The sequence below is a fragment of the Leadbettera azotonutricia ZAS-9 genome (assembly GCF_000214355.1).
Taxonomy (GTDB): Bacteria; Spirochaetota; Spirochaetia; order Treponematales; family Breznakiellaceae; genus Leadbettera; species Leadbettera azotonutricia.
In genome coordinates, this window is record NC_015577.1 from 2,223,712 (window position 1) to 2,237,684 (window position 13,973).

8 protein-coding genes are annotated in these 13,973 nt (G+C 48.9%); 3 read left to right on the forward strand and 5 right to left on the reverse strand.

Going from position 1 to position 13,973, the window contains the following annotated elements:
• Positions 1 to 40: 40 nt before the first annotated feature.
• From TREAZ_RS09755 to TREAZ_RS09775, 5 genes are read right to left on the reverse strand one after another with little or no spacing between them, the layout of a single operon-like run.
• Positions 41 to 616, reverse strand: coding sequence for a ribonuclease HII (locus TREAZ_RS09755; RefSeq protein ID WP_015711680.1), 576 nt, complete (start codon positions 614 to 616; stop codon positions 41 to 43).
• Positions 613 to 3,570, reverse strand: coding sequence for a chitobiase/beta-hexosaminidase C-terminal domain-containing protein (locus TREAZ_RS09760; RefSeq protein ID WP_015711681.1), 2,958 nt, complete (start codon positions 3,568 to 3,570; stop codon positions 613 to 615). Before TREAZ_RS09760 ends, TREAZ_RS09755 begins: the two co-directional genes overlap by 4 nt.
• 8 nt (positions 3,571 to 3,578) lie before the next feature.
• Positions 3,579 to 4,208, reverse strand: coding sequence for a phosphoribosyltransferase (locus TREAZ_RS09765; protein ID WP_015711682.1), 630 nt, complete (start codon positions 4,206 to 4,208; stop codon positions 3,579 to 3,581).
• A gap of 31 nt (positions 4,209 to 4,239) precedes the next feature.
• Positions 4,240 to 4,800 (reverse strand): rhomboid family intramembrane serine protease, encoded by a 561-nt coding sequence (locus TREAZ_RS09770; RefSeq protein ID WP_015711683.1) that lies wholly within the window; start codon positions 4,798 to 4,800, stop codon positions 4,240 to 4,242.
• A complete protein-coding gene (locus tag TREAZ_RS09775) occupies positions 4,797 to 5,576 on the reverse strand; it encodes an exodeoxyribonuclease III (RefSeq protein ID WP_015711684.1) in 780 nt (259 codons plus the stop codon). Before TREAZ_RS09775 ends, TREAZ_RS09770 begins: the two co-directional genes overlap by 4 nt.
• 473 nt (positions 5,577 to 6,049) lie before the next feature.
• On the opposite strand from TREAZ_RS09775, the gene TREAZ_RS09780 reads away from it, so the two are divergent.
• From TREAZ_RS09780 to clpS, 3 genes are all read left to right on the forward strand, one after another.
• Positions 6,050 to 12,622: an Ig-like domain-containing protein gene (locus TREAZ_RS09780; RefSeq protein WP_148257784.1), complete on the forward strand. Its 6,573-nt coding sequence runs from the start codon at positions 6,050 to 6,052 to the stop codon at positions 12,620 to 12,622.
• 544 nt (positions 12,623 to 13,166) lie between these two features.
• Entirely contained in the window at positions 13,167 to 13,544 is a 378-nt protein-coding gene (locus TREAZ_RS09790) for a type II toxin-antitoxin system VapC family toxin (RefSeq protein ID WP_043923033.1), read from the forward strand.
• Positions 13,545 to 13,655: 111 nt separating this feature from the next.
• A complete protein-coding gene (clpS, locus tag TREAZ_RS09795; RefSeq protein ID WP_043923034.1) occupies positions 13,656 to 13,967 on the forward strand; it encodes an ATP-dependent Clp protease adapter ClpS in 312 nt (103 codons plus the stop codon).
• Positions 13,968 to 13,973: the final 6 nt, after the last annotated feature.

Genomic DNA, 13,973 nt, shown 5'->3' on the forward strand with positions numbered 1-13,973 from the left:
CGATTTTATGCAGTCAAATAGTTCAAACAGCAAGGGGGATTCAGGGCTTTACCTTGAACGTCAGCCTCTGTATCGGAGAGGGTCCGTATGTAAGCACTGCCTCTCTATGGGACTTTGTGGGATATCCCTTGTGCTTTTCATATCCGTACTCGGGGTAAAATAAAGCATAATACCCCATCAGCCTGTCCCGGGCGGTTTTGGCAAGTATGGATGCTGCCATTACTTCGGGTATTTGGGCATCGGCTTTGACCATGGGAGTGCAGGGAATCGGGATATCAGGGGCATAGAGGCCGTCTATGATCGACGTGAGGGATTCGATCGCGGAACCATTCCCCTGTTTTAGCGCCTCTGCCATCTCTTCGTATGCCCGCTTCATAGCCAGGAGGCTTGCTTTAAGTATATTGATTTTGTCAATTTCGAAAAATGAAGCCCACCCTATACCCCAGGCAAAGGCTTTTTCTATTATAAGGCTGCGGGCCGCTTCCCGCTGCTTTTCTTTTAGTTTCTTTGAATCATTAAGGATCTCAAAAGGAAAATCTTTTGGCAGTATTACTGCTGCCGCACAGACCGGGCCTGCAAGAGGGCCTCTGCCGGCCTCGTCGATGCCGCAGATCATTCTGGGGACGGGGACAGGACCGTATTCTGCCTGCCTGCCGGGGCAAAGGCATGGTTAAAACCCTGGAGCCTGGAGACTGGCCAGGCATTTCCGAAAATGTTGGAAAAATGAGTAAAACTATTGCCCCCGATGGTTTCAGCTTCAGGGGCTTCGGCATCCGGGCCCGCAAAAACCTCCGCACGGCGGGTACTGCCTTCATACCTGAAGGCACAATCTGCCACCTTGGGAAAGGCGCCGCGTATTTCCATTGCCCTGGACAGGAATGACGATTTAACAGTAAATGCGGCATTTAGAAACATCGCGTTGGATCTATCAAGCAGTATTGCTGTGCAGTCCCTGGCAGAGACCTCTATGCTTCCCGAATTTAAAAGTATCCCTGAATTATGAACTTCCAATGCGGATGCATAGTCATTGGCACGGGCCGAGATGGCATTATTGGATAAACTGCAAACCATATCAACAAGGCTGAATACAGAAGCGGTGCTTTCCGCAGACACAAGGAATTCGCTTTCTTCTGCTTTAATGTTCCCGCCATGAGCATCAAAAAGGAGGCTGTTGAGGCCATTCATATCAAAAGAGCTGTTGGATATTGAAATATCCGCGCTTTTTGAAACAATTCCCGAATTGCGCTGACTATCCCCCGGAAGGAGGGAAATCCTGCTTCCGGAAACGCGTGCAATTCCACCTTCGTCAATGGCAAGCAATAAACCAGCCTGGGTAATTTCAGCATTGGCAATTTCCACCAGCGCGTTTTTTCCTGCTTTGATAAGGGGAAGAAGCCAATTCCGCTTTTCGATTTTGAGGGAGCTTAAGCTTAATTCCCCATTGCCTTCCACTGAAAAGACAGCTTTTTCACCCAGAACAAGGGTAGAAGGATCTTTATCCCATAAGCCATTCAGCCTTATTTGTTTTGAAACGACCACAGGATTTTCGAGCTTAAGGGTTCCGCCTATGCATATTGTGGCAAGGCCGTTGGTCTTTGCATACGCAAGGGCATCTTCCAGGCTTTGGAAAGGATTATCCCTGTCGCCTTTTTGCCCTGCACCGCCGGAAGCAAATTCAGGGGCCGCCGCATAAATGGTTTTAGGATCAAGTGTAAAACGCCGCATCACAGAGCTGCTGTGATTGCCTGCCGCATCTTCGACATAGGCAATTATAGTCACCGATGCCAATTCGTCTGAAGGCGAATTGATATCAAGCTTATTATTTCCCTTAAGAGCCGCTTCCCTTCCCGAAGCATAACGCAATGAAACGCTGATTACCGGCATGACATTGTCTTCATACCCCTCAAGCCTTGCTGTCACAGGACCGCGTATCCAGGAATTTTCAATAGGGGCAACAAGCACGGGAGGCAGGGGGGCAAGCCTGTCACTGCGTTTTTTATCAAGGATTTGCCCGTCAGAGGCCAAAAAAGCCCATTCAAGATCTTCGCCATCGCAAGCCCCGAAGATTCTATTCCGTAAAGCCTGAGGGGAATAGATCAAATTATCGGAAGCAATGTGCCACGAAGAATCATCCGCAGGGCTAAGCCTTCTAAACCCGACGAAGCCGGTAAGGGCTGGGCTTTCAGGATTAGGCAGCGGCGGCACTGTAAGCCTGAAAGGCTCCTGGCTCTGGGCTCCTACATACCAATAGAGAAGGCCGCCGGATTCAGGAACACAGATTACGCCTTTGCCCTCTTGCCATGGCCTGTCCCCGTCCCATCTGTAACGCACTGAATCTTCCGGTGAGACAAGAACCCTGCTCCGCCCTGAATAAACCATCTTAAGGGGCGGGGAATTATCGTCATTGGCCTGCTCTGAAAGCATGAATTCGCCTTTTTCCGAAGCATTCCATGATCTTCCGCCGGGAGCACCTATACCATCAAGAAGATAGGCGAAACGGTAAATCCCGCTTTCAGCTTTTCCGGATTCAATATCATTTGTGCCGGCAGCAAGATGGATAGCAGCAATCCTGCGTATGCCGGGCTCAAGCTGCATGGCTACCTTTCCCCCGCCGGCATGATCAGGCTTTCCTCCCATGGCCCAAAGGCTCGATTCCGGTATAGGTATATCCCTGGACGCAGAAATACCCTCATCTTCCAGATCGTGGAAATCATCAAAAAGATTCGATTTGCCCGGTATATACCCATCACCGGTAACAGTAAAAGCAACAGTGTCTTCCTGGGGGCTTCCTTCCGAATCAAGCCAGCCCACCCTGAGCTGAATACGGCCTACCCTGTTAATGCGCACAGGGCCGCTATAAACAGCGGCGCTGTTGGCGGCATTGGGATCGCTCCCGTCTATGGTCCACTTTGTCTCGTGCTCCCCGGTTCCTGAAAGTATAAGCATTTGGGGATTGGTCCAGCTGCCCGGAACAGGGTTTTCTATGCGCACCCCGGGGAATTCATAATACTCACCCCTGGGTTCGGAATAATTCCCTGCCGAGTCCACTGCCCAAACCACCGCCGGGAATGATGACGCGGGGACAGCCCCGCCGATTTCCAAATCCGGGACATATACCAATTCGCTTCCCGTATCAATATAGCCCTGGGCTATGCTGTTTCCCCTGGTTTGGCTGAGGGAAAAACCATTGGCATCGCTTTTAAAGCCCAGCCTGGGATGAGGGGGGGCCTTTTTATCGATGAAAACCTGCCATGACCGGGACTCAAGGAGGGTATTATCCGGAGGCAGGCTGAAAAGTTCGGCGCTGAGGGTATAGCTCCGCTCCTCACCCGGAAGCGCGGTAAGCTCACCCGAAACAGGCTCAGTGCCTGAGTATACCTCTTCCCCATTAAGAAGAAGCCTCAAGCGTCCGGGGACAGCAAGGGAAAACCAAAGCTGCTGATCAATGGCAAAGATGCCCCCGGAAGCATTGGTCAAAATACCGCCGTCTAAAACCTGCCCCTGCGCAAAAGCGGGAAAACTCACAATCAACAGTAAAAGCACTAGCGCAAAGGAAACCCGCTTATTCATGCCTCCGCCTATTCTTTCTGTATATCTTTGGCATCTTTAGCAATAACCTGAAGGACTTCACGCAATTCAGGATCCTGGGAGTAGTAATGCGCTTCAAGCTCTTCACTGGTAAGCCCCACAAGCTCATGGCTCATATAGTGAATCCAGACATCTTCGTCCTTTACGGAAAGCTCATGCTTGCGGCAAAAGTAATCAGGCTGTATGGGAAGCTGTTCAGCTTTGTTGTAAAAATATTTATAATCGTGGACCGCCACTTTCAGATCTTTGCGGGGTATGCCCTTCTCCAGAATCATCCTCGCAAGATGGTTAATGGTCTTGCCGGAATCAAAAATATCATCTACCAGCAACACCCTGTCCCCGACACGGAGCGCATCGGGCGAATAAGTCCAGCCTTCAACCTTGACCTCGTCGGACTCCCTGATACCCGTATAGGACCGGGCCACCATGGCTGCGTAATACACCGGCCTTGCGCGCCTGTGGACTATCTTGAAATACTCGCTAATCACATTGCCAAGATAGGCCCCGCCCCTCAAAGACACATAGATCACATCGGGAATAAAACCTTCCTGGTATATCCTATGGGCCATTTTGAGTGCGTTATTGCGCACCGTATCGTATTTTAGAAATTCCTTTTTCATATACCTATCCTACTAAAAAATTTAGAATGTTTCATCTCCTCGGCGGCCTGAAGAAACCGAAGAGGCTTCCGCAGAAGCCCCCCACAATGTGGGCGAATTCAGAGACATTGTTGTTCGCAAAAGAATTGATAAGCTCCCGCCCCAGGTAAAGCACCAGTATCAATATGAAGGTAAGGGGGATTTCGCCTTTGTTGAAGTTGGTGAAGGAAGCCAGAAGTATCATCATAAAGACCACCCCGCTGGCGCCCAGGAGGTTCGACTTGAAAAGCAGGATATTGAGCAGCCCTGTTATCAGGGCGGTAACGGCCATCATCAGGAAGATGGAAAACGAACCGTAGAATTCCTCGAGTATTGGGCCAATGAGAAGTATATACCCAAAGTTAGAGATGAAGTGGTTCCAGTTGGCGTGGCCCAGCACATGGGTAAAAAGAGTTACCCAGTTGCTGACCCGGCGGGGCGAAAAATGGCCCCTTCCGGGAACCACAAACCATGTTTCGGTCAGGGAAGGCAGAATAGTCAAAGAGAGAATAAGCACACCCGCGCTGACAAAGGTGAAGGTAAGGACTGTGGGGGCGTTGTACTTTATCCTCATAGGTCAAGCTCCAGTTCAATGGGACAATGATCCGAACCTTGCACCTCAGGCCGTATTATGGAAGCTTTTACCTGGGGCAGGAACGCGGGGTCAACACAGTGGTAGTCGATTCTCCACCCTACATTCCGTTCCCGGGCGTTCATGCGGTAAGACCACCAGGTATATTGATCTTTTTTGCCGGGGTAGAAATGGCGAAAGGTGTCCACAAAGCCCGCCTTGGTATAGGCATCCATCCAGGCCCTTTCTTCGGGGAGATAGCCCGCATTTTCCTCGTTTGCCTTTGGATGGGCAAGATCTATAGGGGTATGGGCTATATTATAGTCCCCGCAGAGCACAAAATGCCTGCCCTGGGTAACGAATTTTTTGCAAAGCTTCATAATGGCGTCGCAGAACCTCAATTTATAGTCCAGCCGCTTGCCTCTGTCCTGGGAATTGGGAAAATAGGCCGAAATGAGGGTAAAATCTTTGAATTCAGCCTGCAAGACCCGGCCTTCGTCGTCAAATTCCGCTTTTTTGAGGAAATTCACCGACAGAGGCTCGGTTTTTGCATAAATAGCCACCCCTGAATAGCCCGCTTTTGCGGCGCTTGCCCAGTAGGCAAAATAAGGCTTCCCCTCTTTATCCTTTATTCCCCGAAGTTCAGGGGAAAGCTGCTCCGGCCTGGCCTTGGTTTCCTGGAGGCAAACCATATCAGCGGATTCGTTTTCCATCCATTGAACAAAGCCTTTCTTCTCCACAGCCCTGATACCGTTTACATTGAAGGATATAATTTTCATTTACCCTATATTAGCTGAAATTAGACAACAATGGGAAGGGAGAGGAAATTTCAGGTTTCTGGCTTGATTATGACATAATTATCAAATTTGTCACATTAAAATTTTTTCAAAATAGTTAACTAAAATAGTTTACTTTTCTTCTGTAATTTAGTATATTTAAACCATAAGGGGGCATCTATGCTGCACAACAGCAATTTGCCCCTCCATGAACCCATAACCGGCAACATCATCTCCTGATACATTTTTAAGTGTAATACACTTAAAACTACCAAGATTAACACTTTTACGTTTAAATAGCCTTAATCAGCAGCCCCGCGCTGCGAAAAAAATAGAAAAAAAATTAAAATTTTTGCACTTTTCATTTGGATTTTATTTTATTTTTTGGTATTTTATTGTTGAAAGAATTAATAAGCGCTTTTAATTCCTTTTAATTTAATTCGAACGAGGTAGTAATTATGTTTCTTAGGGTTTTTATGAAGAAAGCTGTTTTATGCGTTATCCTGGCAGGCCTTATGCTGTCTTGTGAACAGATAGTCGGGCTTGGTTCAAAAGCCGATCTGGCTCCACCGATCCTTGGCACAGGCGAAAATGGCATAAAACCCGCATCAGGCGCGTATATATCCGCCCGGACTGTTTTAACCGGGCATGCCAAAGATGACATTGGTGTTTCAAAAGTTGAAGTGAGCATCATCGGTTATAAAAGAGGCGCAGGCGAACTCTCAACAGATACCTATGTGGCAAATTATAATCAGGCCACCGGTAATTTTTCCTACGATTTTGCGTCACAGGATTACGACGACGGCGAGATCAAGGTGATATACACGATATTCGACAAACAGGGGAAAACCACAGAGGCGCCGGAGATTCCTTATATCGTAAAGAATCTGCCCCCCCAGATCAGAATGACTGTCCCTGCCATACAGGATGCGGAATTTGATGATGCAAATTTAAACATCGCTCTTGCGGACGAGGCAAACTGGATTCCCTACATAAACGATCTTATGGGTATGGCGACCGATGCCTATGGCATCGCGCGGGGATACCCCCAGATCATGCTCTGGCCCAAAGATAATACTCCCGTGGAGAATGACGGTAAATTCGGCGAGTGGCGGAAAATGAAAATGCCCAAGGATGCCGATGGTCTTCTTGCTACCCAGTTTACCTGGCCTTTAAAAAAATTAGTGCAGTCAAACGGGGCATGGGTACCTTCCCCCGGCAGCAACGATTCCGATTATCTTGAGCCCGGGGAATACCGGTTTAAAATCAGAACCATGGATAAGAACGGGGTGGTAAACACCTATCCGAATCGCCTTGACAATAAAGCCGGCCCGAATGGATCTGCCCTTGACCCTTCAGATCCATCTCTTAATCAATATATGCAGATACGAATAATCGCAATCACCAATCCGAGAATTACCATACTCAATACTCCGGAGAAACCTTTCCCTGCATACTACAAAGGGACTGAAGATTTTGTTGCCCATATAACAGTTACTGCTGCTAACCCCATTGTTTCTGTGCGAGGCAAACTTGGCAATAGCGATTTTTCTTCAACCAGCGCCGGCAATATCTATTCAGCCATAAGCCAGGGCGGGAATGAATATACACTTGTTATTCCCCGTACTGATAACGGCCTTGATTTTGCGGATTTAAGCCAGGAATTATTTTTGGAAGCCCAGGACAATGCTGGAAAAACAGCTGCTGCCGGCAAAGCATTTCAGATTGACAAGAATGCACCCAAAGTTGAAATAAATGAACCTGCCGCCTATGATGCACGGGTAACCAGTACCACCAGTTTACGTGGTTCTGCGGAAGATGCGGAAACCCAGGTAATGGCGCTCTACTACGCGCTGGGCTGGAAGGAATCGGGCATTGTTGACCCGAATTCCCCCTCAGTAGCCCCTGATGAAACAGGTTGGCACGACACAGGCCTTGCAAAGGGCAAAATCCCTGCGTCAGGCAATATCCCCATTAACAATGCCTGGAAAGGGACCATTTCCAACTGGACCTGGACTTTTGACAATATTGGCGATATTACCCGCAAGGTAAAACCTGTCGCGCCGCCTTCAATCGGCGATGCTGTAGGCGACTATGTAAAAGTATTTGATGCCTATGGGGACGATCCTTCCAAACCGTCCTATCTTTATGAACTACCCATTAAATTCAAAGCCGTAGATACTGCGGGAAATATAGGGATAAAAGAATTCAGGGTAATAGTCGATCCTGATGCGGATGCTCCCTTTGTGGAAATAACTAGCCACCACACCAATGATATCGTCGGCGGCGAAGTCCGGCTCAGCGGCACTGCCAACGACAACGACTGGATATACGGGGTTGAAATCAGGATACGAAAAATGCCGGATGCCAAAACCCAAACCAGTTTTGACAACGTTGATACGAACAGTATTTCCCGCTCCGGCTGGCTGTGGGCCACCGGGACTGGCACAGCTACCGGCAATGGCGAACAGAACTGGATTCCCGTAACCACAGGGACAAAGAGTTCCGTGGTAAGCTGGTTCCATTCCATCAATAAAGCCGCTCCCGGCGAGGCCGATTACCTGACTCCCCCGGAGGGAAAACAGCGCCTGGTGGATATTGAAGTACGTGCCAGGGATGCAACCCTTAACAATCAGAACCTTCCCAAGTCTACAGGCCCCATTACCCGCATCACCCTTAAATTCGACGGGACTGTACCCACCATTAAGGATATCAAGATACTGCGGGCAAACATGCCTGACCTGGACTACGACATGGGGGTAAAAGTTTCGGGGGCCTTTAAAATCCAAGCGAAGATCCGCGACGAAAGCGGCATAAGCAGCATAAAGATAAAGGGCGATGAAACTAATACCTATGATGAAGTGATAAACAATTCTACCTATATATCGGGCCCGGAAAAGGATGCCAATGGAATGGTAGTGTATACCCTGACTGTTCCAATCAATTCCAATTCCGCTTGGTTCAACGGTATTTTCGAAAATAAATCAGGCTCCTATAACCTGGGCGTCCAGATTCAGGACACCAACAGCCCTATGCCTAATCTGACCCAGGCCACTATTACCCTTCAGATAGACAATTACTATCCTCTTGGATCTTATACAGGCAAAACAGATGCAGCCGGAACGTACTCCATCTCCGGGAAAGCCCGGGATACAGGGACCGGAATTTCCGTCCAGGGAGTGGACCGGGTGGTGGTTTATTTCTCCAGGGACGGGAACCCCATATCTCTTTGGCAGGATCACCCTGAATCCGCATTGCACCCTGCCCAATGGATATACAACCAAAAGGCAAAGCCCGGCAGATCCGCAGAATCAGAAACCCCGGGCAGTGAAATAACCCTGTCCTTCTTCCCAAAGAATTCCGCTATTTCCAATAACGCAGGAATTGTAATAAATGACAACGGGGATATTCCGGGAGTCGGCGGGAACAATTACAACCAGTCCTTTACCGGGAACCCCGATAAAGAATGGTCGGCAAAATTCGATACCGGCGCCAGGTTTAAAGACGGCCCCGTAACACTCCACTATGTGATTTTTGATACCGCAGGGAATGCCAGCTATTTTGAAAAAAAGCTGGTTATCAAAAACAATATCCCCAGCATTGCAAGCATCACTTTGGGAACGGATCTGATCGGCCATCCCTATAACAATGAAGTCTTTGACGGAAATAAAAAAATCAGCGCAAACTATGAAAACACCGGCTTTACCAGCCGGAACAATGCCCTGCGTTTCAGGATTGAATCAAGCGGCGGCAATGGCGCCATCCATTACAAGGTGAGCTCTATTTTGGGCGAATCCGCACCCAAGGCAGTACAGGATTTGGAAAAGGGCAAAGCCTATAAAATCGAAACAGCGGGCGCCGGCACGATCTGGAAAGATCTGGGGCTCAGCGACTCTGCCGACGGGAAGGCCGGGGATATCTTTATTGCTTCTGTAAACGGGAGCGCCGCCGCCGGTTCCGGTACGGTGAGGGAAATCCGCCTCTCTGAAGCTGCCCAGCAGTTTAAATCCGGCGCTGTACCTGCCGGGACAAACACTATAGACCTTGTCTTTAGGGGCAACGCCGCAGGCCAGAACTTTGCAGCATCCGGGGGCATCCCCGATGCCAACGGGATCAGGTTCTTTGTAAAAGCCTACGACACCATGATTCCTGGCGGAGATGAAAAAGACCAGCTTTCCGACTGCAAGATAATCAGCCTTAACATCAACAATATTGATGAGACCCTGCCAAAAGCCAGGCTCTATGACCTTAACCCGAATGCCGAAGCATCCATCAAAGGCGCCGGCGGCACAGTGAATGACTGGAGCCCGGTGGAGCCGACTAATTCCTCCATCAAACGATTGGGAGAGAACGAGTCCCGGGGCAGCATATACCGGGAAGGGACCACAGCCAGCCCCCTGATTCAGGGGCACATAGAACCCCGGGGCGTCAATCCAAATCAGAGCATCTGGGTAACAAATGGTGTCCCGTCACAATTCCCCAGGGACCAGGTGAGCGGCAAGGTGATCCTCCGGGGTTATACCGAAGATAATCAGCGCATAACGGGGATAAAGCTCCAGTTCGGAAATGACGAAAATACCGCTTTTGATATCCTTAAAGCCGATTCCACCACAGGGCGCCTTGTTCCTGTAACCGGGGCTGGTTCCGCGAATATTAAAGACGGTGATGTGAAGGTTTACGATGAATTGGACCTTGACGGCCACCGTGTGGAATGGGCCTTTATCTGGGACTCTACCCAACGTCCGGCCGGGGTTATCGTGGGCGAACAAATTGCTGTAAAGGCGATAGTGCTCGATGCCAATAGCAATAAAAGCGCCGAGGCAAAACAGGAAATTGGCAATGCTGATTATAACTCCATCAAGGTGGATCTGGTTCCCTACATTGCCGAGGTCGAAACTGCCCTGTCCCCCTTCTATAAGCGGGCGCCATCGGTGTTTAACCGCACTGCCCAGGGGCACTACCCGGTGGCAGAGAAAGACATCATCAAGGTCCATGTTTTTAATGCATTCGACACTGCAAAAAATGACATTACCCTGGATGGCAAAATTCTGGACATTACAGGAAATACCTCTGATACAGGCAGGCCAAGCCGGACATTGTCAGCCAACATTAAGACCGGTTCAACCGGCGGCCTGGTAGTGACTGCGAATTCCATAAAATCGAAGAACAACACCAACAATAACGAAGCTGTTTATAATCAGCAGCCCAACGGGATTAACAACGACACCCTCACCGATGATGCTGTTATCGATGTTTGGCAATTTACGGAAGTATTCAAATCACGCAGTGAATCCCGTTATCCGACCATGAAGGTGGGGCCCCAGGGGCAGATAGGATTCTCCTTTGCCAATGACTACCAGTGGTTCAATATGCCCGGGTATTTGTATAAAGCCGACAGTTCGGCAGCTACCAATGCAGGAAACAATAACGGCTTTTGGAGCCAGACACCCTATCAGCGGGCATGGGGAGGGTTTACCTATAACACCTTTGCCTTTGATCCCAAGGGTTTTACCTACGGGGCTGCGATAAATATTGACGAAGCAGGCGAAAAGCAGGGGGCGAATTTCTCCTTTATGAACCGCAGGCCGAATGCATTGCCCGGCGATATGGGGGATCATGATAATTATGAAGGCGCCCTGATAAATGCAATGCGACTGGAAAACACCGCATTGCCATCAAGCCCTGCCAAAACATCCTGGATTGTCGATGTTAACCGGATTCAGTCCCCGGCAATTGTAACTTCCATGCGTGACCCCAAGAGCGCTATTAATGACACCGATAACCGGGTGAATGTATATATGGCATACTATGACCGGACTACCAAACAGGTCCGTTTCCGCTCCGGAAGCGTCGGGAAAAATAGATCCGATACTATGGGAAGCGATATTTTAGCCACAGTAAGCAGCAATAATCTATTTACCACTAATGAACCGCATAATCTTGCAGCCGGCACAGAGGTTTATATACACAAACGTCATGACGGAAATCCTGACAAAACAATCCCCTACTATGTTCTTAGCAATGGTGCGAATTCCTTCAGTTTGAGCTCTACATCGGGCGGCAGTATTGCAACTGTTCCCAGCGGGGACTATGGCGTCTCGGTGAGCTCCGGCGGACTGGTCGATTTGAGCGGCAACAGCGCCAGCGGCTATGCACGGATTGACTATGCCGATGCAAAGCCGTCCAGTTACCAAACCGTTGCGGCCAGCGGCCAATACAACCCCGGCAAGTCGATTACCTATAACAATATTTCCGGCGCTACCGGCTGGACCACTGACTATCCCCAGGCCACCGAATATGGTCCCGGAAAGCATGTAGCCATTGAGGTTGTAAAAAACGGAAATGCCGATGTGGCGCTTCTTGCCTGGTTTGACGAGCAGCATGACCAATTGGTGTATTCCTATAATATAAATCCATCAGGGAATTCAGCGGCCCAGTGGCAGAGCAATGCAAAGACAATCGAAGACAATGCCGGCGAAGGGGTAAGCATGGCAGTGGACAGTAATGGAGGAGTGCATTTGGCGTACTACAGTTCCAACGGGGCTGATCTAAAATACGCGTATGCCCCCTCTTACCATAGTGATTTTTCCATTGTAACAGTTGATTCGTACCTCTCAGTGGGAACCCTCTCCACTATCACTGTTGGCATGGATGCCTCCGGCAGGCAGGTACCGTACATCTCTTATTATGCAACCGGCGCTGCCGCCCTTCGGGCAAAAGTGGCCTACCGGGATTATGCAACTGTACCCAATGGCGGTACTGCTGTGGCAGGATCTGACTCAACTGACAGGGTCACCGGGGCATGGGAGATCAGCGTAGTGCCTACCAAGAATACCCCCTCGGAATACAAGGTGAGCGTTGGTGTTTACACCGTTAATGGCTACCTTGTCGAAATACCTTCCAATACAGGCGGAACCCTTCTTACAGGTTCTGGCTATGCCGGCACTATTCCCGTTGACGCCCCAACCAGGGTGTATGGGAATGGTACCCTCAACCCGGTGGTGGGGTACGGGACTGCCTCAAACCTGGAAATGGCACAGAAGAAGTAAGCAGCCTTTGCAGTACACTTGAAATTTTGAGCTGAAGTTCCTTAATAAAAAACAAGCCGGGATTTTACCCGGCTTGTTTTTTAATGTCCCTATAGTATCCCCAGCAGGGGTTCCCGTTGACAGAATTAGAGAATTCTCCTATATTTTTATCAGAATCGGTAATTGAATTGAGCTCCCCGGGTGTTTTCCCGGAAGGCAGTTGGTTTGATTCCGGTTCTTTTTCGCCCAGGATTTCTATGCTGCTAATTTGCGCCTAATGATGGTATGCTTCAACATTGGCATAGCGTGTAGAAAAACTGGACAAGTTGGGAATTCCCTGGTAAAATAAGAGTATGTTACATGAATTAACCATTACTGTTGATGATGCCCTCTACGAGACTTTGCGGCCTATGGTTGAACAGCAGACAATCGGAGAATTTCTGCATGAGGTCCTGCAAGTCCGGTCTCAAGGCACTGGGCGGCCTGTACCGTCTATAGCGATATTCAAGGGGACATTGCACAATGTTGATACTCAGGACATTCGGGAAGAAATTGATCGACCGCTATGAATATTATTGATACTTCCTGTTGGATTGAGTACCTCATGAATTCTGATATAGGAGCACAAGTTGCACCGTTTGCCGAAAACCCCGGTGAACTCGTTGTTCCAACAATAACCATCTATGAAGTCTACAAAAAATTATTGGCGGAAAAAGATGAAGAATATGCCCTGGATGTAGTCTCATATATGCAAACTGGCACCGTTATTGACCTTAATACCACTTTATGCCTTTCCGCCGCCCAAATAGGCCGAATACATAAACTGCCTATGGCGGACAGTATTATTTATGCAACCTCACTGCACTATTCAGCGATCCTTTGGACGTGTGACAGGCATTTTAAAGATATTCCCCTTATAAAGTATTTTCCAAAAAGCCAGTAAAGGCTTTTTCTTCCTTATGGCAAGCGTACCCCGCTGCCACCCCTTTTTTTATATTGTATCTTTCCACAATATTGGCTATCTTACTATATAAAGGGAGTGGAATAGAACGTGATGCCCGAAGCGGTCTTTGGCGGCAGTGAGGTACTGCCCGAAAGGAAAGAGGAGCTCAAAGCGCCAGAGGATTACACTGTGGTGCTTCTCAACGATAACTATACTACCAGGGAATTTGTGGTGGAGGTGCTGAGGCTCGTCTTCCATAAAAACCAGGCGGATGCTACAAAAATTATGCTGAAGGTTCACCACCAGGGACGGGGGGTGGTGGGCGTTTATACCTGGGATATAGCCCAGACCAAGGCGAATCAGGTGCATGCCTTGGCCAGAGAATATGGATTTCCCCTCCGCTGTATTGTCGAAGAAGCATAAAAAAGG

Bases quoted from the DNA above. Each gene is read 5' to 3' on its own strand.
- TREAZ_RS09755 (WP_015711680.1), bottom strand. From the start codon at position 616: ATGATCTGCGGCATCGACGAGGCCGGCAGAGGCCCTCTTGCAGGCCCG.
- TREAZ_RS09760 (WP_015711681.1), bottom strand. From the start codon at position 3,570: ATGAATAAGCGGGTTTCCTTTGCGCTAGTGCTTTTACTGTTGATTGTG.
- TREAZ_RS09765 (WP_015711682.1), bottom strand. From the start codon at position 4,208: ATGAAAAAGGAATTTCTAAAATACGATACGGTGCGCAATAACGCACTC.
- TREAZ_RS09770 (WP_015711683.1), bottom strand. From the start codon at position 4,800: ATGAGGATAAAGTACAACGCCCCCACAGTCCTTACCTTCACCTTTGTC.
- TREAZ_RS09775 (WP_015711684.1), bottom strand. From the start codon at position 5,576: ATGAAAATTATATCCTTCAATGTAAACGGTATCAGGGCTGTGGAGAAG.
- TREAZ_RS09780 (WP_148257784.1), top strand. From the start codon at position 6,050: ATGAAGAAAGCTGTTTTATGCGTTATCCTGGCAGGCCTTATGCTGTCT.
- TREAZ_RS09790 (WP_043923033.1), top strand. From the start codon at position 13,167: ATGAATATTATTGATACTTCCTGTTGGATTGAGTACCTCATGAATTCT.
- clpS (WP_043923034.1), top strand. From the start codon at position 13,656: ATGCCCGAAGCGGTCTTTGGCGGCAGTGAGGTACTGCCCGAAAGGAAA.